This window comes from Bacillus sp. AR8-1 (assembly GCF_008042345.1).
GTDB classification, from domain to species: domain Bacteria; phylum Bacillota; class Bacilli; order Bacillales; family Bacillaceae_G; genus Bacillus_A; species Bacillus_A cereus.
In genome coordinates this window covers 94,884-116,969 of record NZ_QNUB01000013.1, presented here as the reverse complement: position 1 = coordinate 116,969, position 22,086 = coordinate 94,884, and the positions used below count along the sequence as shown (strand labels likewise).

Sequence of the window (22,086 nt, the reverse complement as noted above, 5' to 3'; positions counted from 1 at the left end):
GAATTAAAGTGCTTGAGCTGCTGTAATTAAAGCTAACTTGTACACTTCTTCTTCGTTACATCCACGAGATAGGTCATTTACAGGCATGTTTAGGCCTTGTAAGATTGGTCCTACTGCTTCGAAGTTACCTAAACGTTGAGCGATTTTGTAGCCGATATTACCAGCTTCTAAGCTTGGGAATACGAATACGTTAGCATCACCTTTAATTGTAGAACCTGGAGCTTTTTTCTCAGCTACAGATGGTACGAATGCAGCATCGAATTGGAATTCTCCATCTAAAGTTAACTCAGGAGCCATTTCTTTTGCAATGCGAGTTGCTTCTACAACTTTTTCTGTTTCTGGAGATTTCGCAGAACCTTTTGTAGAGAAGCTTAACATAGCAACGCGTGGATCAATGCCGAATAACTCAGCAGTTTTCGCACTTTCGATACCGATTTCAGCTAAATCTTGGCTGTTTGGTACAATGTTAATTGCGCAATCAGCGAATACATATTTCTCTTCTTCACGTACCATGATGAATACGCCAGAAGTTTTTGTAACGCCTGGTTTTGTTTTAATAATTTGAAGTGCCGGACGAACTGTATCAGCTGTAGAGTGAGCTGCACCACTTACTAAACCGTGTGCTTTGCCCATGTATACAAGCATTGTACCGAAGTAGTTTTCGTCTTTAAGGATTTTGCGAGCGTCTTCTTCAGTTGCTTTACCTTTACGGCGTTCAACGAAAGATGCTACCATTGCATCCATTTCTGCGTATGTAGCTGGGTCGTAAATATCAACGCCTGCTAATGTTAAATTCATGCTAGCAGCTTTTGCGCTAATTTCTTCCTTATTACCAACTAAGATTGGTTTTACTAACTCTTCTTTTGCTAAACGCTCTGCAGCGCCTAAAATTCTTTCATCAGTTCCTTCAGGAAGTACGATAGAAATGCCTTTTCCTTGAACTTTTTCTTTTACTGTTGTAAATAAGTTGCTCACGAATAAACCCTCCTACATATGTTAAAAAACTCTATCTTTAAGAATACTTCTTTTCTTCTATATTTTAAACTTATAGCTCCCAAAAAATAGATAAAATAAAAATGATTATATTTTCATAAAATTCAGCCGTTAAATTCACCTCGCTTAAACACTTAAATGTGACAATTTTATGCGCCAAGGTTTTATATAGATGATTTTAAAACTATATATGCTATAGTTAACGTGTAAAACTATCATTAACTGAGGTGAATAGAATGAGTGAAGCAACAACAACGTTAGATGGCTGGTATTGTTTACATGATTTACGTTCTATTGATTGGGCTGCATGGAAAACATTATCTAGCGACGAACGCGGACAAGCAGTGTCTGAATTTTTAAATGTCGTTGAAAAATGGAACGAAGTAGCTACTGCGAAAAAAGGTAGTCACGCAATGTATACAGTTGTTGGTCAAAAAGCTGATATTATGCTTATGATTTTACGTCCAACAATGGAAGAGTTAAATGAAATTGAGACAGAATTGAATAAAACAACATTAGCTGAATATATGGTTCCTGCATATTCTTACGTATCTGTTGTTGAACTAAGCAACTACCTTCCAGCTGATGAGGATCCATATCAAAATCCACAAATTTTAGCTCGCTTATATCCTGAATTACCGAAAGCAAATCATATTTGCTTCTATCCAATGGATAAGCGTCGCCAAGGTGATGACAACTGGTACATGCTTCCTATGGAAGAGCGTAAAAAAATGATGTACAGTCACAGCAAGATTGGTCGCCAATACGCAGGGAAAGTACGCCAAGTTATTTCAGGATCTGTTGGATTCGATGATTTCGAGTGGGGCGTAACATTATTCGCTGACGATGTTCTTCAATTTAAGAAACTTATATATGAAATGCGATTTGATGAAGTAAGTGCTCGTTATGGTGAATTCGGAACATTCTTCGTTGGAAACATCTTACCAGACGAAAAAGTAGAGAAATTTTTACACATATAATATTGAAAAAGGGACGAAATTCGTTCCTTTTTTTATTTCCCTCTATATTTCTCTTCAAAAAACTCCTTTTTCCCGCAAATTCGAACAAAAACCGACAAATTCCTTACAAAATTATAACTTTTCTATATCCAAATTCATGCTAAAATGGTACGAGCTATATGCTAATAACGATGCGAAGGTGATAATTTATATGAAGAAAATCTTGTCTATTTTACTAGCGCTTCTATTGTCAATTTCTTCCTTAGGAGTAACAACATCCCATGCGGAAGAAAAAATACAAATAGAAGCTGCTGCTGCACTTCTATTTGATGCAGATACAGGGAAAATACTGCATGAACAAAACCCAGACGAACTGCTAGCTATTGCTAGTATGTCAAAATTAATTGTTGTTTACGCTGTTTTAGAAGCAATTAAAGAAGGGAAAATTACTTGGGATACGAAAGTAAATATTTCCGATTACGCTTATGAAGTCTCACGTAATAATGAATTCTCTAACGTACCATTTGAGAAAGGACGTCAATATACTGTAAAAGAATTATATCATTCTATTGTTATCTTTTCTGCAAACGGGTCTAGTATTGCTTTAGCAGAGCTACTTGCAGGAAGTGAGAAAAACTTCTTAAATCTTGCAAATGAACATGCAAAAAAACTAGGGTTAAAGAAATATAAATTTGTAAACGCTACTGGTTTAAATAACGCTGACTTAAAAGGGAAACATCCCGAGGGTACTGATCCAAATGCAGAAAACTCTATGTCAGCTCGCGATATGGGTATACTTTCAAAAGTAATGATTACAAAGTATCCAGAAATGCTAGAGGATACAAAACAAAGATTTAGAAACTTCCCAGACAATCATCCAAAACCAATTCGTATGGAAAACTGGAACTGGATGTTACCAGGAGCTGCCTTCGCTTATGAAGGTACTGATGGTTTAAAAACAGGAAGTTCTGATACAGCTGGATATGGATTTACTATTACTGCGAAACGCGGTGATTTACGTCTTATCTCGGTTATTATTAAAACGAAATCAATGGACGAGCGCTTCACAGAATCTCGTGAATTAATCGAATATGGATTTAATAACTTCGAAAAACAAAAGCTCAAGGTTGATAAAAATAACACAATCTCTGTAGTAAAAGGGAAAGAAGATCAAGTAACGGTTGCACCTGAAAAAGAAATAACAGTAATTGCGAAAAAAGGTAGCAAAGATCCTTATAAAATTGGGACTGAATTAGATAAATCTCTTGCTGAAGATGGACATTTAGTTGCTCCTGTTAAGAAAGATGCTAAAGTAGGCTCAATTACTTTAGCATCAACTGATAAATATGGTTTCTTAGACGGTAGTAAAAGTATGAAAGTTACTGCAAAAACAACAGAGGAAGTTGAAAAAGCAAATTGGTTTGTGCTAACAATGCGCTCTATTGGAGATTTCTTCTCAAACTTATGGTCTAAAGTATTTTAATGATGAAAAGCTAGCTCACGCTAGCTTTTTTTATTTTCCTCTCTCAATGTAAAACTTCGTTTGGTTGTCATATCTGAGTCCTTTTTCTCATACGTATGAACTAGTAATTGTTCCACACTTCATCTAGAAATAAACCTCTTTCCAAAAGGTATTACAAAAAGAGAGGTGACACATAATGGGTGTTATTGCTTATAACGAAGCAGATGTAAAGTTGTTAGCTAGACTGATGCGTGCTGAAGCCGAAGGAGAAGGGCAACAAGGAATGTTAATGGTCGGAAACGTTGGGGTAAATCGTGTCCGCGGAAATTGTTTAGACTTTAAAAGTATTCGTAATTTACGTCAAATGGTGTATCAAAATCCTGGTGGTTTTGAGGCAACACAAAAAGGATATTTTTATCAAAGAGCCCGTGAACAAGATATCGCCTTAGCAAGGCGAACTATTCAAGGACAACGTTTTTGGCCCGCTAACTTTGCCTTATGGTTCTTTAGACCTGAAGGTCCTTGTCCACCAACTTGGTATAACCAACAAAACTCTGGTCGCTTCAAAAAGCACTGCTTCTTCCAACCATCTGGTGAAGACTGTCCTAGCGTATATTAAGAGATGAAAATGAGGAGGGATTTTTGAATGGCACAGCAACAAAATCCGTACTATGGAACAGGTTTTTATCAACCATCTGGAACTTATGTCCAACCACAACAAATGACTCAACAACAACAGCAAGCAATGCAACAACAAACAGCTCAAGCTGCGCAAGCTCAATATGCAATTTCTCAAGGCATGTTACCTCTAGAGCAATCCTATATTGAAAATATCCTTCGTTTAAACAAAGGTAAGCAAGCTACAGTTGTAATGACTTATGAACGTGGCAGTTCCCTTGGTACACAATCTTATACAGGTATTATTGAAGCAGCCGGCCGTGACCATATCGTTATTAGTGAACCGCAATCAGGAAAACGCTATTTACTATTAATGATCTACTTAGATTACGTAGAATTTCCAGAAGAAATTACGTATTTACCTAGTCAACAAGCAACTTATACTCCAAGACCATAAAAAAAGCTGGCAAATGCCAGCTTTTGTTTTTTATAATCCTTTTACAACTGCAGTCCCTACTAGAATCCACGCCACAATAAACGCTACACCACCAAGAGGTGTAATTGGGCCAAAGAACTTAATGCCTGTCGTACTTAATGCATACAAACTACCTGAGAACATAATAATCCCAGCTACCATTAGCCAACCAGCAGTAGTTAAAAGTGATGATTGAACCTTATCCATCAATAAAGCAACTACGAATAATCCACCTGCATGAAACATCTGATATGTAACGCCTGTTTTCCAAACTTCTAACATTTTCGCAGAAATTTTATTTTCTAAACCGTGTGCTCCAAAGGCCCCTAACGCAACAGATAGCCCCGCTGCAATACAACCTAGTAAAAAGAAAATTTTCATCTTAATTCCCCTTTTTTACCTTTATCATAAGCAATTTTTTCATATAAGCCAAACGATTTAATTCTTAAAAATCAAATAAAGAATTACCATTTGCACCTTCTTCTTTTATATACACAGGTTCTCCAGAAACTGGTATAACTGGTTGAACTGTTGTTATAGGCTGTGATCCAATTACTTGCGATTGAATTTGCGGCTCCCTATACGTAGAAGATTCAACCTGTTCATCTAATAGTAAATCGCATAAAGCACGCACAACTAATAAATGTTCTTTTGACTTTTGTCCTTCGCTACTTTTTGCCTTCGCAATTTCATTCGCCATTTTATTTAAAATCTTGTCACTAGATATTTGCATTCCTTATCACCTCGTACTTTGTAATTCTTTCTCAAATTGTCCCAGTTTCTCTACTGAACCAAATACTATTATCATATCATGTTCTTGTAGTTTTTCCTGCCCTGTTGGATTATGTATAATATTACCATTTCTTGAAATCGCTAATATCGTTACATCAAACTGATTCCTTACATTACTCTCTAGTAACGATTTACCGACTAGTATTGAATCTTTGCCAACTAGAATTTCTTCAATGACAAATGACTGTTCTACTCCATACAACACTGTATCAATATAATGAACGGTTAATGGATTTGCAATACCTTTTGCTATATGAATACCTGCCATACTAGATGGATTAATAACCTTATTTGCACCAGCACGCCTTAATTTCTCTTCAGTTTCTGGCTTTTCAGATCTCGCCACAATTTTAATCGTATCGTTTAATCCTCTTGCTGTTAATGTAATAAATACATTTTCGGCATCATTTGCAACAATAGCAACTAAACCAGCTGCTTTTAAAATTCCGGCATTATGTAATACTTGATCTTCCGTTGCATCTCCATGTACAAATAAAAGCTTTTCCTGCTCCAATATACTTTCATCTTTATCAACAACGACAAATGGAATGTTCTTTTCTTGCAATTCATGTACAACTTGAAGCCCCACTCTACCGCAACCACATACTATAATATGATTTTTCAACTGCGCTATTTGTTTATCCATCTTCTTCCTCCGTACTGCATGAAATAAATTCCCTTCAATAATCATAGCTGCCACTACCCCAATTGCATACGTAACAATACCTACACCAACAGGAATAATAAGGAGCGCAAATACTTTCCCTGCTTGCGTTACAGGAACAGCATCTCCGTATCCAACAGTCAATACAGTAATCATCGTCATCCAAAATGCTTGAAACAAACTAATCTCTTCAATTGTCATAAATCCTATCGTTCCTAGAATTACAACAAAAGTCATACATATAACTGCTATCCATAATTGCTTACGTGCATTCATACCGTGTTTCAACTCTTTTCTCTATCTACAATCTTTGCCAGTGGAAATAAAATACGTATATACTAGATACGGAATCTATGAAAGAGGTTGATATAATGAAGACATTTCTTTCCGCCTTACAATGGGCACTATTTATTTTAGCTGGAAGCCTTATTGTACCAATTAGTGTCGCAACTAGTTATGGTCTTGATGGCGCTGAAGCCATTGCATTCGTACAAAGAACATTATTTGTTCTAGGCTTTGCAGGTCTCTTGCAAGCTATATTTGGGCATAAACTTCCTATTCAAGAAGGTCCTGCTGGCCTTTGGTGGGGAATTTTCTCCCTTTACGCAAGTTTAGGCGTCGTATTATTTGGATCAAGCAATGAGACACTTAAAGTTCTTCAATATGCTTTCTTATTAAGCGGTATTATTTGTATTATTCTTAGCGTTTTTGGACTTATTGATAAACTCGTTCGCTATTTTACACCGACAGTCATTGGAACGTATTTATTTCTTCTTGTCGCGCAACTCAGTGGCTCCTTCTTAAAGGGAATGTTTGGCCTTGATGGAAAACATACAGAAGTACAACCTAACGTATTTATTCTTTCACTCATTGTTATTTTACTATCCTTTTTCATCATGAAGCTACCTATTATTGGACAATATTCCGTTCTTTTCAGTATCATATGCGGCTGGATATTATTCGCATGCTTCGGATTATCTAATCCAATAACACCAGTGACAGACATAATCCGTTTTCCGTCCTTATTTGTTTTCGGCATGCCTCGTGTTGAATGGAATATGGTAATTACGGTCATATTTGTTACACTCTTACTTCTAACAAATATGTTAGCAAGTATTCGCGTTGTACAAAAGGTTGTCTCTAAATATGAAGAAAATGCTGCATCAGATCGTTTTAAACAAGCCGGCATTATAACAGGAATCAACCAATTGCTAGGTGGCCTGTTTTCAGCTATTGGGCCTGTCGCTATTTCTGGATCAGCAGGTTTTATTGCAACGACTAATATTTATAAACGTCTCCCTTTTATATTAGGGTCAAGCTTTATTATTGTCGTTAGTATATTCCCAAAGATTACTTCATTCTTTGCAGCAATCCCTGTTGCAGTTGGTTATGCCGCTATTTATCCTGTATTCGCAAGCATGATTGGCCTCGCCTTTCGAGAATACGAAACTGTCCAGGATAAAGAACAATTATTTAAAGTAGCCGGTCTTTCAATCTTCACAGGAGTCGGAGTTATGTTTGTTCCAGCAGGAGCATATTCCACACTTCCACCATTTCTAGCATCGTTTTTAAGTAACGGTCTCGTTCTTGGATCTGTAATGGCCATTTTGCTAGAAATACTATTTTCTCGTTCCACAGCAAAACAAATATCGTAAATTGGAAAACTTCCATTATTGCACTCTACCTTTAGAGTTGTTACGATAAAATCAAACTTGAATCATTGGGGTTTTATCCATCCCCAATGATTATTAACCGATATTATGAGCAACACACTCATAATGATTTATCTACTTCTTTTCAAAGAGGTTTGATGTCTTACTATTATTCCTCAACATCTTCATGAACATGTATTTTGATTTCAATTAAAGAAAGGAATTTTCTATATGACTTATAAAATGATTGTTTTAGATTTAGATGATACTTTATTACGTGATGACCATACTATTTCACCTCGTACGAAAGAAGCGTTAATGACTGCACAAGAGCAAGGGGTAAAGGTTGTACTTGCTTCTGGACGTCCAACGTTTGGTATGCGCAATGTAGCCAAAGAACTTCGCTTAGAAGAATACGGCAGTTTCATTCTATCTTTTAATGGCGCAAAAATTATTAACTGTAAAACAAACGAAGAAATCTTTAGTAGTACACTATCTCCTGAAATCGTTCACAGCCTATTTGAAATTAGTAAAACTGAAGATGTATGGATTCATACTTATATGGGCGATGATATCGTAACGGAAGAAAATAATCCTTATACTGAAATTGAGGGCGATATTACTGGTATGCCAATTGTTGTAGTAGATGACTTTAAAGCCGCAGTTAAAGAGCCTGTAGTAAAAGTATTAATGAATAAAGAAGCTGAACGCCTTGTTGAAGTTGAAAAGAAACTACAAAAACAACTAGAAGGCCAATTAAGTGTGATGCGTTCGAAACCATTCTTCTTAGAATTTACTGAAGCCGGTGTTACAAAAGGAACGAGCTTAAACAAACTGATTCAAAAGCTTGGCATTAAGCGTGAAGAAGTTATCGCAATGGGCGATAGCTATAACGACCAAGCAATGATTGAATTTGCTGGTCTTGGCGTTGCAATGGGCAATGCACCTGATGATATTAAAGAAATTGCAAACTACGTAACAGATACAAATATGAATGATGGTGTTGCAAAAGTTGTAGAGAAATTCGTTTTAAAAACGGATGTACTTGTTTAATATTTTCATTCACAAAACCTATTTGAAGTCAAATACTTCAAATAGGTTTTTATTTAAATTCTCATGCTTTTGTGACTATATTTTGAACTTTGCACTATTCTCGTAGTGTAAACTTTCTTTTTGTATATAATGAAACAAAATAGACTATTTTATTTTGAAAAAGAATACAAATTTACTATATACAAGCATACGTTAAAGGAGGCTACTTTATGTTATCTACACCAATCGGACGATTAAGAGCAATTGGACTAGTTGAGGGTATTTCTTTCCTATTACTATTATTTGTAGCAATGCCATTGAAATATTTCGCAGGATTTGCAACAGCTGTTAAAATTACAGGCATGGCTCATGGTGTTCTGTTTATTCTATTCATCTTTGCAGTAATTCAAGTAACAATCGTACACCGTAAATCAATTTTATGGGCACTTGGAGCATTTGTTTCATCAGTTATCCCATTTGGTACTTTTGTACTAGATGCAAAATTAAAGAACGAACAACAATAATAAAAAGGTAGTTAACGACTGTTAACTACCTTTTCTATTTATAAATTTGGAATTTCCCAATCAATTTCTCTTTCTCCCATATTAGCTAAAATCGTATTTACTTTAGAGTATGGCTTACTACCAAAGAAACCACGTCTTGCCGATAATGGGCTTGGATGTACAGATTCGATAATATGATGATTCGGATTCGTAATTAACTTCTTCTTCGCCTGCGCATGGCGCCCCCACAATATGAAAACAACTGGCTTTGCACGTTCGTTCAACAGTTCAATCACACGATCTGTGAAGTGCTCCCATCCTTTTCCCTTATGAGAATTTGCTTCGCCTTGACGAACTGTTAATACAGTATTTAGTAGTAATACTCCTTGTTCCGCCCATTTTACTAAATAACCGTTATTCGGGATTTCATAACCATATTCATCTCGAAGTTCTTTATACATATTTAACAATGATGGTGGTGTTTTAACATCAGGTTGTACAGAAAAACTTAAACCATGCGCTTGATTCGGTCCATGATATGGATCTTGTCCTAAAATAACAACCTTTGTATTTTCATAACTTGTATACTGAAGAGCGTTAAAAATATCTTCTACCTTCGGATAAACAACATGCGTGCTGTACTCTTCTGTCAAAAAACTGGATAGAGTACGATAATACTCTTTCTCAAATTCTGGTGCCAATAATGGTCCCCAATCATTCTTTAAAACATTTTCCATACTGTCACTTCCTGTCTAATTAATTCAACATATCCTGTTTTATAAATACTAAGAACGAAATAATAAGGGAAACAACTGCCCAAACAGTTAAATTCATCAAAGAAAATCCCATTGATAAGCCTTGTAATGCAGGTAATTTTCCTGATAAATAATCCGTTAATGATAAATTCACGCTAAAAATATATTTCGCACCTTCCCAAGATGTTGCGAATGAGCTTAAGATACCGCCTGCAATTAATGCAGCTAGCATAACGCCCATACCAGCTGGTGTATTACGAATTAAAACAGAGACCATAAATGATATAGTTCCGACAACGATAGCAACAAACCAGGCTAGTCCATACGCCATTAAGATGTATTGCCACTGCGGAATAAGATGCACAAAGTTCGTATTTAACGTTTCCTTATCAATGACGAATCCTGTTAAAACAGGTAAATTCCATCCCGAGTATCCAAATACAAGCCCTGATAATATGTAAGCAAACAAACCTACAAGAAACAGTATGAGCGAAATGAAAAATAACATCGTCACGTATTTACTAAGGAGTATTTTCCAGCGCCGAATCGGCCGCGTAAGTAACATCTTCATTGTCCCATCACTTCGTTCTCCTGAAACGATATCAATAGCGACAATCATTACGAGAAGCGGAATAAACAATGTAATTCCTTGTTCAATAAATGCTCTGACAAAAGTCGGTGCACCCGGTGCCATCGGGTTAATATCATGATCTAAATAATATTGTTGTTGCTCAACTCTTACCTTTAACCAATCACGCCATTCTTCTGGCAACCTAGAATTGTTCAACCGGTTCTGAGAATCAACAATTTGCTGTTGCAATGAAACCTTCCAATCAGTTGTACCGAGTCTTTTTTGTGTCGTTTCTATTTCACGATACTGCGCGTACACAAAAAGCGGGATCAAGATTGCTAAAATAAGCATGACAACAAAAATACGTTTCTTACGGTAAATCTTTTCTGATTCATTTAAAACTAGATTCGCAAATTCACGCATGCTGCTCACCCCTTGTGAGTTCAATAAATAAATCTTCTAGCGTAAATACAAGCTCCTTAACGCTATGTACATCTATTTCATTTTCTACAAATTTTTTATTCCAACTACTTATAGATGCAATATCCATGCGGCATAGTAATCGCTCGCCTTTTACACTCACTTCTCTTATTTCCTCGGCCGCTTCTAGCATATCTTTCGCCTTAGAAATTGGTGTAACAATCCATTCTACACGATCACTTGCTGTTTTAATTAATTCTTCAACCTTGGCAACTGTTATCATCTTTCCTTTATGAATAATAGCAACGCGATCGCATATCATTTGCACTTCACTTAGCAAGTGACTTGAAATAAACACGCTCATATTTTCTTCTTTCACAAGCTTATGTATAAATTCCCTAAGTTCTCTAATCCCTGCTGGATCTAAACCATTCGTTGGCTCATCTAATATAAGCAATTTAGGATTCCCAAGGAGCGCCTGTGCAATTCCAAGGCGTTGTTTCATACCAAGTGAGTACGTTTTTACCTTGTCATGAATTCTTTCATCTAAATGAACCATTTCAGCAATTTCAATAATACGTTCATCTGATATATCACCTAACATACGAGCAAATTGCTTTAAATTTTCCCATCCTGTTAAATATGTATACAACTCTGGGTTTTCAACGATACTCCCAATTTGACGCATCGCTTCTCTGAAATTTTCCTTAATCGAATAACCACCGATAGAAATCTTACCTTCTGTCGCCTTAATCAATCCGACTAACATTCGAATGGTAGTCGTCTTTCCAGCACCGTTTGGTCCTAGGAACCCGAACACTTCTCCTTGCTTTACATCAAAGGAAATATTCTCTACAAGAGTCTTGTTTCCAATTACCTTCTTCAAGTCTCGTACGGAAAGTATCGTCGTCATTTTACCCCTCCTTGTTCTAGTTTTAATTTACTTACAACATTTTGAACTAAACGTTCTGCCATATACGTATAACCTACTTCATTCGGATGAAAATGATCAGAGTATAATAAATCTTTCCCGCGGTTTTGGAATAAATCAAATGTCGGTGTAATATACACATTTTTATCGTTTAGCGCTAACTTCTCTAAAGATGCATTCCAGTCCACAACAATGTTTGAAGACCCTTTTAAATCTTCTACATCTTCAAAAGGATTGTATAAACCAAGCCAAAAAATCGGACTATCTGTATTTAATTTACGAATTTCTTCTATAATTTTCTTTGCTTCATTTTGAAACGTTTCTGTATCAGGACGATACGTCTCTAAATCTATTTTCCCGAGCGATTCCCAGCCTGGGAACAAATCATTCCCGCCAATCGTTAACACGATTACATCTGCTTGCTTAATTGAATATTGAGCGCCACTACTCTCAATTTGTTTTAATAAATCGGGCATTTTTGCACCACTAACTGCTAAATTTGTTAATGCAATTTTTTGCTTATAATCTTTTTGTAAATCCTCTTTCATTCGCCCAACATAGCCAATTCCTTCTTTATCACCAACGCCACGCGTTAATGAATCACCTAAACTAACGATTTGTAACGTTCCCGTTTTCTTTTTCTCTTTTGCCACTACATCGGTCTTTTTAATTAAATTTGAAGCTTTCGGATTTAATACATCATTTACACCTGAAACAAAGCCATATGCAAATAAACAGAAAGATGCAATTGTAATGAGTAGAATTACTTTTACTACTTTTGATCTCATATCAAAACCCCTTTTAGCCCTCATAGATTGTCCATAATTATACCAAACGAAATTTTGAAAAGCGATTTTCACACCTTCTCAATTATGTCGTTTCTCTATCTACTAACTTTGGTAATAACTCTATATGCTTCACATCTAATTTCTCTTCATTAATCTTTTCATATAATAATTCAAACGCTTTCACTCCAACGTTTTTACTAGAATGCGAAATCGTCGTTATACCCAATATATCTGCCACCTCTTGATCATCACACCCGATAATCGTAATATCCTCTGGAATACGAACTCCTTGTTTTTTTGCTTCTGTAACCATCCCCGCTGCAATATGGTTACAAGATACAAGGAACGCCGTCGGTTTTACTGACATATGAGCCCATTCTCTAATTACATTGCGTCCATCTTCCACTGTAAAACATCCCTCAAATTTCCAGGTCTCTAACGATGTTACGATACTCTGTTGAAGCGAATCTTCGTACGCCTTCTTTCGTCTTTGACTATTAACGCTATTACTTCTTCCAATACAATATCCAATACGTGTATGACCGGCATCTATTAAGCTTTTCATCCCACGTGAAAATACTTTGTAGTAATCGATATGGACACTTGAAATATACTTCGAATCTATTTCTTCACACATAACAATTGGGCCGAATTTCGTATATTCTTCAAGCTTCTCCTTACTATTTGTCCGAGAACAAATAATAACCCCATCAAGCTTTTTCATTTTTAACATATTTAAAATTTCTAGTTCTCTTTCTTCGCTATAATTTGTCTGGCAAAGCATCATATTATAATTATTCTTTGCTGTTTCTTTTGATATCCCCTCGATAATAGCACTATAATATTGATCATTTACGTGTGGCAATAAAACGCCAATTACATTCGTTTTTCCTTTCACTAAATGAATTGCATTCACGTTTTGCGTGTAATTTAATTCTTCTATAATTGCTAAAATTTCTTTTCGTTTCTGTTCATTTACGTACGGATGATTATTTAGTACACGTGAAACAGTTGAAACAGATACTCCAGCAAGTTCAGCAATCTTTCTTATATTTGTCATCTCATTTTCCCCTTCTCACAAAAATTCTCCCTTGACCTGGTAAGCTTTCCACAATATATCCTTTCCTAGCAAATACATTTAGAAAGGATATACAACTATGCTTCGATTCAAATTAGAATATATATTTTTCATTGGCGGTTTACTCATTCTTGCCATCGGTATTAATATGATGACAACAATTACTTCCTTTGGACTTAGTCCTTATGATTCCTTCTTTATTGCACTATATCAAAATTTTGGGATAAGTATTGGTTTTTGGATTTTCATGATTAACTTTGCCTTTACACTTATCGTACTCTTTTGGAATAAAAAACAAATTACAATCGGTACAATTGTAACGATGGTTCTTATTTCTCTTTTTGTTGATTGGATTGGTTCCATTACAACTATTATGGACGCTATCCGCTCTCTTCCAAAATATATAACACTTATTTGCGGAAATCTATTCGTTGGAGCTGGAATTGGTCTTTACGTCTCTACAAACCTTTGCGCAGCGCCTCAAGAAGCTTTCGTTTTAACGGTTGCTGAAAAGAAAAAATGGACGTTTAGAAGAACAGAGATTTCATTAGCCTTTTTATTTTTAACGTTAAGCTTTTTATTAGATGGACCTATCTATTTTGGAACAATCATCTTATCCTTTACAACAGGCTGGATTATCCAAGCATTTATTCAAGTTGGTACGCAGATTTTAAATAGAAAAGAGCCTATTAAGCAAGCTGCTTAATAGGCTCTTTCTGTTTTATGGTAAGAGATACTACTTAGCATCCCCTTCAATTCGATAGTTCGCTTTCAAACAATCGATTTCTTCATACCCTTGCAACGTATGTAGAATATAATCATAATCAGCAAGAGACGCACGATGCGTTACAATTACAATTTCAGCCTTTCCTTTCTCTTCAAGCGGCATTTGAATAATCTTTTCAAAGCTAACGCCACGCTCAGAGAACAGTGAAGTAATTTTTGCAAATACACCAATTTCGTCTTTTACATGAAGTCTTAAAAACTTTTTCACGACAATTTCGTCTGGATCTTTTAATACTTTTTGATATTGTGGGACTACTGCACTATTTCCTGTTACCCCTAATCTAATATTTTGCATTACAGCAACTAAATCCGAAACAACAGCTGTCGCTGTCGGTAAACTTCCTGCGCCTGGTCCATAAAACATCGTTTCTCCAACTGCTTCACCGTACACATACACAGCGTTATATTCATTTTGTACTGCCGCAAGAGGATGTGTATTTGGAAGTAAAGTTGGTTCAACTGTAACCTCCAATTTTTCACCATCTCGTTTTGCAAGACCGATTAATTTAATTGTATAACCTAAGCTCTTACTGTATTCAATATCTTCCTCTGTAATAGAGGTAATCCCTTTTACTTTCACATCTCCAAGCTCTACATTTGTAGAGAAACCGAGAGTAGCTAAAATCGTCATTTTTCTTGCTGCATCTAAACCTTCTACGTCTGATGTTGGATCTGCTTCTGCAAATCCAAGTTGTTGGGCTTCTTTTAACACGTCGTTATACGCTCTCCCTTCGTCTGACATTTTCGTCAAAATAAAATTTGTCGTTCCATTTACAATTCCCATTACTTTCGTAATAAGATCTGAAGAAAGTCCTTCTACGATACTGCGTAAAATTGGAATTCCTCCTGCCACACTCGCCTCATAGAATAAATCAGCCTTATTATCTTTTGCTGTCGCTAATAATTCAGCTCCATGTAATGCCATTAAGTCTTTATTTGCAGTTACAACATGCTTTCCGCTTTTTAAAGCTTGTAAAATATATGATTTTGCATCATCAATGCCACCCATCACTTCGATGACAACATCAATATTTGGATTATCTAAAATTTCATTTGCATCTTGTGTTAATAGAGTAGAAGGTACCTCTACCTCTCTCTCTTTCTCAATGTTTTGCACTAATACTTTCGTTACCTTAACTGGACAACCTACTTGGTGTATGAGTCGTTCTTGATGATCCGTAATAATACGAACCACACCACTGCCAACTGTCCCAAGACCTAATAACCCAACTTGAATTTCTTTCATAGTACTGTCCACCCCTCAAAAATTGTGTTTAGATGAAATTATATGAGTAAAAAATCTGAAAAACAATGTATTTTGAACATTCGGAAAAATATAAGTTAATCTTTACAAGGAAAACGTTGCCACGTGTTACACAATCTTTCTTTACAATATATAAGGGGTTTCTTGATACACGTAATAATTCAACCAATTAGAAAACAATAAATTACCATGACTCCTCCACCTAACAAGCGGCTTTTCATCTGGATTATTATGTTTAAAATAGTTTTTTGGCACATCAATATTTAATCCCTTGTCACGATCTCGTTCGTATTCTTGTTTTAACGTCTCACAACTATATTCGCTATGTCCAAGGGCAAAAACTTGCCTTCCTTCTGGCCCAATAACAAGGTGAACACCTGCTTCTTCAGAGTTTGCTAACAATGTTAATTCTTTCACTTCTCTAATATCATTCTCTCGTACTTCTGTATGACGAGAATGCGGAGCAAAAAACAATTCATCAAATCCTTGTAACAATTTCACATGTTGCTCGCAAACCTCATGTTCAAATACACCGAACATTTTTTCCTTAAGGGGATACTTTGGAACACCATAATGATAGTACAAACCAGCCTGTGCCCCCCAGCAAATATGGAGCGTAGATGTTACATTCGTTTTTGAATACTCCATAATACGTTTAAGCTCTTCCCAATAATCTACTTCTTCAAAAGAAAGAGTTTCAACTGGTGCTCCTGTAATAATGAGCCCATCAAATTTTTCATTTTCAATATCACGAAACGTTTTATAAAAGCTCGTTAAATGGTCCTGCGCTACATTACGAGACAGATGTGATTCCATATGAAGTAAATGAACATCTAATTGCAACGGTGTGTTTCCAATTAAGCGAAGTAATTGTGCCTCTGTGTCTTGCTTCGTTGGCATTAAATTTAATATAGCAATTTTCAAAGCGCGTATATCTTGTGTTTCTGCTCGCTCCTTCGTCATTACAAAAATATTTTCTTTTTGCAACACTTTGCGAGCTGGTAAATCTTTATCAATTATGATCGGCATGTGTTTTGCCTCCAACTAGAGCTGCTTCCAAATCTGCAATAATATCAGAAACATCTTCTATACCAACCGATAAACGAATTAAATCAGATGTAACACCAGCTAAACGCTGATCTTCAGCATTTAATTGTCTATGCGTCGTACTAGCGGGATGTATAACGCAAGTTCGTGCATCAGCTACGTGCGTTACAAGAGTTGCTAGTTTTACATTTGCGATAAATTCTTTTGCTGCTTCTAATCCCCCTTTAATACCAAATGTTAAAACCCCACTAGCACCTTTTTTCAAATACTTTTTTGCTAACGAGTAATTTTCATTACTATCTAATCCCGGATAATTCACCCATTCAATACGTTCATGATTAGCAAGCCACTTAGCAACTGCCAGAGCATTTTCGCTATGACGCTCCATTCGTAAATGCAAAGTCTCTAAGCCAATATTGCTAATATATGCATTGAATGGGCTCATACAATTTCCATAATCTCTTAATAGTTGAACACGTGCTTTCACAATATATGCTGCTGCACCAAATTTTTGAACGTAACTTACACCGTGATAACTTGGATCTGGTTCAACAAGCTCAGGATATTTTCCATTTGTCCAATCAAAGTTTCCACCGTCAATTACAATACCGCCTAAAGAGCTTGCATGCCCATCGATATATTTAGTCGTAGAATGAACAATAATATTTGCCCCATATTCAAACGCTTGGCATAAATAAGGAGTTGCTAATGTATTATCAACGATAAAAGGTACCTCTAATTCTTTAGCGGCAGCTGAAAATTCTTTGAAATTTAAAACATTCATCGCTGGATTTCCTAATGATTCTGCATAGATAAGTTTCGTCTTATCGTTAGCAAGTGCCGTAATTTCATCTGCCGTTAAATTTGGATTAAAGAACGTAACATCAATGCCAAGCTTACGTAAACTCACCCCAAATAAATTAAACGTTCCCCCGTAAACAGTTGAAGAGCAAAGTAAATGATCCCCACTACTACAAATATTTAAAACTGCGAGCATAATAGCTGCTTGCCCAGAAGCCGTTGCAACAGCTCCTACACCGCCTTCTAAATCTGATAACTTCTGCTCAAATGCGGCTAGAGTAGGGTTTCCAATACGCGTATAAATATATCCTTCTGCCTCTAAGTTAAATAGAGCTGCTAAATCATCCGAAGTATCGTATTTATACGTTGTGCTTTGATAAAGTGGTAAAACACGTGGTTCACCATTCTTTGGCGTATAGCCACCTTGCACACAAATCGTTCCTTTTCCCCATGATTCTCCCATCTCTCATTCTCCTTTCTTTTATACAAAATAAAAAACTGCCCCTTTCCTGAAAACAAGAAAGGAGCAGTTTGAAAACACGCTCTAAAGGCTCTTTCTTATCTCTCAGGATTACTACCTGCAGGATTTGGCACAATTCCGTTATACGGCTGTTGCCAAGGTTTCATCGGGCCTGTCCCTCCACCTTTTCTTGATAAGACTATGCAATTACCGTTGATTTTATAGCAATAATTTTCTAATGTCAAACAGTTTTTCTGAATGTTCTAAAATAAATGTTAACAGTTTCATATAAAGCAACAAAAGAAATATATTCTAGTCTATTTCAAAAAAGACCTTTAAAAAACTCAAATCAGTCTATAAAATTAAATAAGTAATTTAACCTATAAATTCAAATTCTCTAAAATTCAGCCTATATGTTGAATAGGCGGTCCTCTCAAAAAGATACTATATATATTCAATCCATTTTCCACTAGTATATTTCACTTTTTCCCTACTGAGATTTACATAACGGAGGTATAACATGACAAATAAAAAAGATATGCAGTACATACTTGCTCTATATGGCATTCTTCTAGGATCTATAGTAGGAGCTACAGTCTGGTTATTTTTAGTCACAATAAATATTGGAATCCACTTTATTTGGGGATACTTGCCTGAAGTTCTCTCTTATCCCTCTTATTACACCCTTTGCGTAACAATAATTGGCGGGGTCCTCGTTGGTCTATCACAAAAATATTTCGTTATATATCCACGCCTTATGCCTGAAGTGATGACTGAATATAAAAAAACTGGTCGAATCGAATATCGCTTTGTCCATCAGGCTACTTTAACAGCGATTATTGTTTTAATTTTCGGAGCTAGTCTTGGTCCAGAAGCCGCACTAGTTGGAATTATAGGCGGACTGTGCACATGGGTAGGGGATCGCTTTAAATTTGCCTTAAAGGGTATGAATGAGCTAACCGAGATTGGAATTGGCGCTACTTTAAGTGTCATTTTTAACGCACCATTATTCGGTTATTTAGCACCGAATGAAAATGAGGGGGAACAAATTGCTGCTTTTTCTAAAGGAAAAAAGGCAATTGTATACTTAGCTACTACTTTCGCAGGTTTTTCTGTTTATTTACTACTGAGTAAACTCGATAATCGTGGATCCTTTATTGTTGATTTCGGGGAAGGTGCACTTTCTTTCAATGAATGGATCGCATTTCTTCCACTTGCTAGTATCGGTGCTATAGTTGGTTTCTTTTATTTCAAGTTAGAATTCACATTAGAGAAGTTAATTCACCCTTTTAGGGAATACAAGCTGACACTCGGAATTATCGGTGGCATTTTATTAGGAATTGCAGGAACTTTTCTTCCGTACACATTATTTTCAGGGGAACATCAATTAAAAGAGTTAGTTGTTGAATGGAGCCATTTATCTTTTTGGATACTACTTCTTTCAGGGATTTTAAAGTTGTGTATTACTGCCGTTTGTTTGAACACAGGGTGGCGGGGTGGACATATATTCCCAATTATATTTTCCGGATCAAGTATTGGATACGCTATAGCATCTATTCTTCCTATAGATCCAGTAGCATCCGTTGCTATCGTAACGACAGCAATTTCGAGCTATGCGTTACGAAAGCCAATAGCTATTACATTGCTATTACTTATGTTTTTCCCGCTTAATTTACTATTGCCAATGCTTGGTGCAGCTGCTATTGGGAATGCCTTTCCACTCCCAAAACATAACGAAAATACAAATTAACAAAAATAGACAGTGGAGACGAAAGCTCCACTGTCTATTTTTTTATTACACATGCTGCTTTAATAACGCTTCTAACTCCTCAAAATTATGCACTTCATATGTCGGTATAATCCCACTATCATTTAACTTCCTTTCTGGATTAAACCAACAAGTATCAATTCCCGCTACATATCCACCTTTAATATCCGCGCTTAATGAATCCCCAATAATCAGCCCTTCTTCAGGTGCAAAGTTAGGAATCCGTTCAAAAACATAATCAAAATACTCTTTCATCGGCTTTTGAAAACCTGTATCTTCCGAAACAAAAACATCTTTAAACAATGAATGTAACCCTGCATTACGCAAACGTTTATCTTGCGTCTTAGAAACACCATTTGTCACTATATACAACTCATACTCCCCTTGAATTTGATTTATAAATTCAAACGCACCTTGCATGAGTTGATTTCCTCCTTCTAAGTAGTTACGGTAATTATTTTCGAATAATATTCCATCTACTTCTTCTCCATACTCTTTAAACAACAGAGAGAATCGTGTATTTACAACTTCATTGCGTGATAGTTCCCCTTTTTCAAAAGCATCCCAAAGACCTTTATTTATTTTTTTATAACGAGCCTCTATCTCGTCTGTTAAAGGGATTCCCTTCTCTTCAAAAAGCACCCGTAAAGCCACTTTTTCAGCCTTTTGGAAATCTAATAATGTATCATCTACATCAAATAGCAATGTTTTATATTTTTTCATAAACTCATCACACTCTCTTTTCTACAAAAACAAATTTACATAAATCGTATCATTCCTTCTTGTAAAGATAATAGGAGATATCTCATACTATAAATAGAGGTGAAAATATGAAAATCAGCAAAAATGAGGAAGAAATTTATCAATACATGCAAATCCATCAATTCCATACCCTATTTTCATTTCATGTCTTGCCATATGTAGAGCTACATTCTTTTCAAACGAAAGAGATGATATGTAGCGAAGGAAATACTCTCCCTTATCTCTATTACTTAATTTCTGGGAAGGCAAAAATATATATGAGTCATAAAAACGGGCAGGTTTCATTAATTAATTTTATTCAAGCACCATCTTTTATCGGGGAATTAGGATTAATAGGAGTAGAAAATATTACTAAGTCCGTTGAAGTACTAGAAGATTGTGTTTGTTTGGCACTTCCTCTTAAAGATTGTCAGCAACTTTTATTACAAGATGCAACGTTTTTACAGCACTTATGCAAATTTATTGGAGAAAAGACAATTACTCGCACTGAAAATTACGCAAAAAACTATAGTTATCCTTTTGAAAATCGATTAGCTGCTTTTATTTTATTAACAGAACAAAATAATTGTTATATAGAAAAGCATACTGAGGCCTCGGAATATTTAAATATCAGCTACCGTCATCTTTTATATGTATTAAATCAGTTTTGCCAACAAAATTACTTAAAAAAAGACGGAAGAACCTATTACATACGAGATCGAATTCAATTAAAAAAACTTGCTGATGAACTAAAAATATAAAAAAAGCAGCATTAACGTTTACATGTTAATGCTGCTTTTTCGAGTGACGATTATAATTTTAATTAAAATTTACTTGCTACTTTAGCTGCTTCTTCAAGACCTGTAGCAATGATTTCTTCTGCTTTATCTGGGAATTGGTTATGTCCTTCAATAATTACTGTTTCCATGTTTGTTGCGCCGAAGAAGCCCATCATACTTGCTATATATTTAACAGCCATTTCTACCTCAGCTGCTGGACCTTCTGAATATACGCCGCCTCGTGCATTTAATAATGCAATCTTCTTATCACCGATTAGGCCAACTGGACCCTCTGGCGTGTATTTGAACGTTTTACCAGCACGGTTTAAATAATCAATATACGTGTGTAGCACTGCTGGAATCGTTAAGTTCCATAATGGGAAGCCGAAAACAACTTTATCAGCTTCTAGGAATTGATTTAAATACTTATCAGCAACTGCTACTGCTTTTGCCTCTTCTTCTGTTAAATCAAATCCTTTACCTGCCTTGAATGTACCATTGATCATGTCTACACCTACATATGGTAATTCTTCTTTATATAAATCCAGTTCTACTACTGTATCATTTGGGTGTGCTTCTTTATAGTTTGCTAAAAATGCCTCATATAGTTTTACACTAACTGCTTGTTCCGCTGGACGGTTGTTTGCTTTAACGAATAAAACTGTTGCCATTATTTCTTCCTCCTAATACTCACTCTTATGTTGTTATATGCTTTCAAAAAAGGTATCCCTTGTAATTGTTGTTTTG

The 22,086-nt window shown here is 35.8% G+C and carries 24 protein-coding genes and 1 riboswitch; of the genes, 10 read left to right on the top strand and 14 right to left on the bottom strand.

Annotated features, from left to right (window positions below):
* Positions 1–3: 3 nt before the first annotated feature.
* A complete protein-coding gene (pta, locus tag DN400_RS08570) occupies positions 4–975 on the bottom strand; it encodes a phosphate acetyltransferase (RefSeq protein ID WP_098907778.1) in 972 nt (323 codons plus the stop codon).
* A 254-nt stretch (positions 976–1,229) separates the two neighbouring features.
* Here pta and hemQ point away from each other — a divergent pair, with 254 nt between their 5' ends.
* The 4 genes from hemQ (at position 1,230) to gerQ (ending at position 4,489) form a co-directional block, all read left to right on the top strand.
* Positions 1,230–1,973 (top strand): hydrogen peroxide-dependent heme synthase, encoded by a 744-nt coding sequence (gene hemQ / locus DN400_RS08565; protein WP_001287595.1) that lies wholly within the window; start codon positions 1,230–1,232, stop codon positions 1,971–1,973.
* A 190-nt stretch (positions 1,974–2,163) separates the two neighbouring features.
* Complete coding sequence (locus tag DN400_RS08560; RefSeq protein ID WP_000722847.1) at positions 2,164–3,435, top strand: serine hydrolase; 1,272 nt, start codon at positions 2,164–2,166, stop codon at positions 3,433–3,435.
* Between the two features lie 175 nt (positions 3,436–3,610).
* Complete coding sequence (gene cwlJ / locus DN400_RS08555) at positions 3,611–4,033, top strand: cell wall hydrolase CwlJ (protein ID WP_000538155.1); 423 nt, start codon at positions 3,611–3,613, stop codon at positions 4,031–4,033.
* 27 nt (positions 4,034–4,060) lie between these two features.
* Entirely contained in the window at positions 4,061–4,489 is a 429-nt protein-coding gene (gene gerQ / locus DN400_RS08550) for a spore coat protein GerQ (protein ID WP_000068652.1), read from the top strand.
* Positions 4,490–4,519: 30 nt separating this feature from the next.
* Here gerQ and DN400_RS08545 read toward each other — a convergent pair whose 3' ends face one another.
* The 3 genes from DN400_RS08545 to DN400_RS08535 all read right to left on the bottom strand — a co-directional run bounded on the left by DN400_RS08545 (position 4,520) and on the right by DN400_RS08535 (position 6,239).
* Entirely contained in the window at positions 4,520–4,888 is a 369-nt protein-coding gene (locus DN400_RS08545) for a DUF423 domain-containing protein (RefSeq protein WP_000688315.1), read from the bottom strand.
* Between the two features lie 64 nt (positions 4,889–4,952).
* Positions 4,953–5,240, bottom strand: a complete 288-nt coding sequence (locus DN400_RS08540) for a YwdI family protein (protein WP_001167346.1) — start codon at positions 5,238–5,240, stop codon at positions 4,953–4,955.
* A gap of 6 nt (positions 5,241–5,246) precedes the next feature.
* Positions 5,247–6,239 carry a potassium channel family protein gene (locus DN400_RS08535; RefSeq protein ID WP_000993985.1) on the bottom strand — a complete coding sequence of 331 codons (993 nt, stop codon included), beginning with the start codon at positions 6,237–6,239 and terminating at the stop codon, positions 5,247–5,249.
* A gap of 95 nt (positions 6,240–6,334) precedes the next feature.
* Between DN400_RS08535 and DN400_RS08530 the strand changes: the two genes are divergently transcribed.
* The 3 genes from DN400_RS08530 to DN400_RS08520 all read left to right on the top strand — a co-directional run bounded on the left by DN400_RS08530 (position 6,335) and on the right by DN400_RS08520 (position 9,171).
* Complete coding sequence (locus DN400_RS08530; RefSeq protein WP_000847031.1) at positions 6,335–7,618, top strand: purine/pyrimidine permease; 1,284 nt, start codon at positions 6,335–6,337, stop codon at positions 7,616–7,618.
* 228 nt (positions 7,619–7,846) lie between these two features.
* Complete coding sequence (locus DN400_RS08525) at positions 7,847–8,668, top strand: Cof-type HAD-IIB family hydrolase (protein WP_097997187.1); 822 nt, start codon at positions 7,847–7,849, stop codon at positions 8,666–8,668.
* 209 nt (positions 8,669–8,877) lie between these two features.
* Positions 8,878–9,171 carry a DUF3817 domain-containing protein gene (locus DN400_RS08520; protein ID WP_000953396.1) on the top strand — a complete coding sequence of 98 codons (294 nt, stop codon included), beginning with the start codon at positions 8,878–8,880 and terminating at the stop codon, positions 9,169–9,171.
* Positions 9,172–9,209: 38 nt separating this feature from the next.
* On the opposite strand, the gene DN400_RS08515 is transcribed toward DN400_RS08520, so the two are convergent.
* The 5 genes from DN400_RS08515 to DN400_RS08495 are packed head-to-tail and all read right to left on the bottom strand — an operon-like array spanning position 9,210 to position 13,675.
* Complete coding sequence (locus DN400_RS08515) at positions 9,210–9,887, bottom strand: uracil-DNA glycosylase (RefSeq protein WP_000432541.1); 678 nt, start codon at positions 9,885–9,887, stop codon at positions 9,210–9,212.
* Positions 9,888–9,906: 19 nt separating this feature from the next.
* Entirely contained in the window at positions 9,907–10,899 is a 993-nt protein-coding gene (locus tag DN400_RS08510) for an ABC transporter permease subunit (RefSeq protein WP_097997186.1), read from the bottom strand.
* The gene (locus tag DN400_RS08505; RefSeq protein WP_000207730.1) at positions 10,892–11,809 is read right to left on the bottom strand and encodes an ABC transporter ATP-binding protein; all 918 of its coding nucleotides are present in this window, start codon (positions 11,807–11,809) and stop codon (positions 10,892–10,894) included. The genes DN400_RS08510 and DN400_RS08505 overlap by 8 nt, the downstream gene beginning before the upstream one ends.
* Positions 11,806–12,687 carry an SGNH/GDSL hydrolase family protein gene (locus tag DN400_RS08500; RefSeq protein WP_002094210.1) on the bottom strand — a complete coding sequence of 294 codons (882 nt, stop codon included), beginning with the start codon at positions 12,685–12,687 and terminating at the stop codon, positions 11,806–11,808. The genes DN400_RS08505 and DN400_RS08500 overlap by 4 nt, the downstream gene beginning before the upstream one ends.
* Positions 12,688–12,697: 10 nt before the next feature.
* A complete protein-coding gene (locus tag DN400_RS08495; protein ID WP_147801631.1) occupies positions 12,698–13,675 on the bottom strand; it encodes a LacI family DNA-binding transcriptional regulator in 978 nt (325 codons plus the stop codon).
* 97 nt (positions 13,676–13,772) lie between these two features.
* On the opposite strand from DN400_RS08495, the gene DN400_RS08490 reads away from it, so the two are divergent.
* Entirely contained in the window at positions 13,773–14,399 is a 627-nt protein-coding gene (locus DN400_RS08490) for a YczE/YyaS/YitT family protein (RefSeq protein ID WP_000943411.1), read from the top strand.
* 30 nt (positions 14,400–14,429) lie between these two features.
* Here the strand turns inward: DN400_RS08490 and DN400_RS08485 are convergent, their stop codons facing one another.
* The 3 genes from DN400_RS08485 to DN400_RS08475 form a co-directional block, all read right to left on the bottom strand.
* Positions 14,430–15,725 carry a homoserine dehydrogenase gene (locus DN400_RS08485; protein ID WP_065229614.1) on the bottom strand — a complete coding sequence of 432 codons (1,296 nt, stop codon included), beginning with the start codon at positions 15,723–15,725 and terminating at the stop codon, positions 14,430–14,432.
* A gap of 141 nt (positions 15,726–15,866) precedes the next feature.
* Complete coding sequence (gene metA, locus DN400_RS08480; RefSeq protein WP_001121531.1) at positions 15,867–16,772, bottom strand: homoserine O-acetyltransferase MetA; 906 nt, start codon at positions 16,770–16,772, stop codon at positions 15,867–15,869.
* Positions 16,756–18,054, bottom strand: a complete 1,299-nt coding sequence (locus DN400_RS08475; RefSeq protein WP_098211673.1) for a bifunctional O-acetylhomoserine aminocarboxypropyltransferase/cysteine synthase — start codon at positions 18,052–18,054, stop codon at positions 16,756–16,758. Before DN400_RS08475 ends, metA begins: the two co-directional genes overlap by 17 nt.
* 92 nt (positions 18,055–18,146) lie before the next feature.
* A riboswitch (SAM riboswitch) is annotated at positions 18,147–18,251 on the bottom strand.
* A 320-nt stretch (positions 18,252–18,571) separates the two neighbouring features.
* Here DN400_RS08475 and DN400_RS08470 point away from each other — a divergent pair.
* A complete protein-coding gene (locus DN400_RS08470; RefSeq protein ID WP_147801630.1) occupies positions 18,572–19,801 on the top strand; it encodes a chloride channel protein in 1,230 nt (409 codons plus the stop codon).
* A gap of 45 nt (positions 19,802–19,846) precedes the next feature.
* On the opposite strand, the gene DN400_RS08465 is transcribed toward DN400_RS08470, so the two are convergent.
* Positions 19,847–20,542, bottom strand: a complete 696-nt coding sequence (locus DN400_RS08465; protein ID WP_097945624.1) for a YjjG family noncanonical pyrimidine nucleotidase — start codon at positions 20,540–20,542, stop codon at positions 19,847–19,849.
* A 107-nt stretch (positions 20,543–20,649) separates the two neighbouring features.
* On the opposite strand from DN400_RS08465, the gene DN400_RS08460 reads away from it, so the two are divergent.
* A complete protein-coding gene (locus tag DN400_RS08460; protein ID WP_098312680.1) occupies positions 20,650–21,321 on the top strand; it encodes a transcriptional regulator YeiL in 672 nt (223 codons plus the stop codon).
* 62 nt (positions 21,322–21,383) lie between these two features.
* Here the strand turns inward: DN400_RS08460 and DN400_RS08455 are convergent, their stop codons facing one another.
* Positions 21,384–22,010, bottom strand: a complete 627-nt coding sequence (locus DN400_RS08455) for an FMN-dependent NADH-azoreductase (protein ID WP_098312681.1) — start codon at positions 22,008–22,010, stop codon at positions 21,384–21,386.
* Positions 22,011–22,086: the final 76 nt, after the last annotated feature.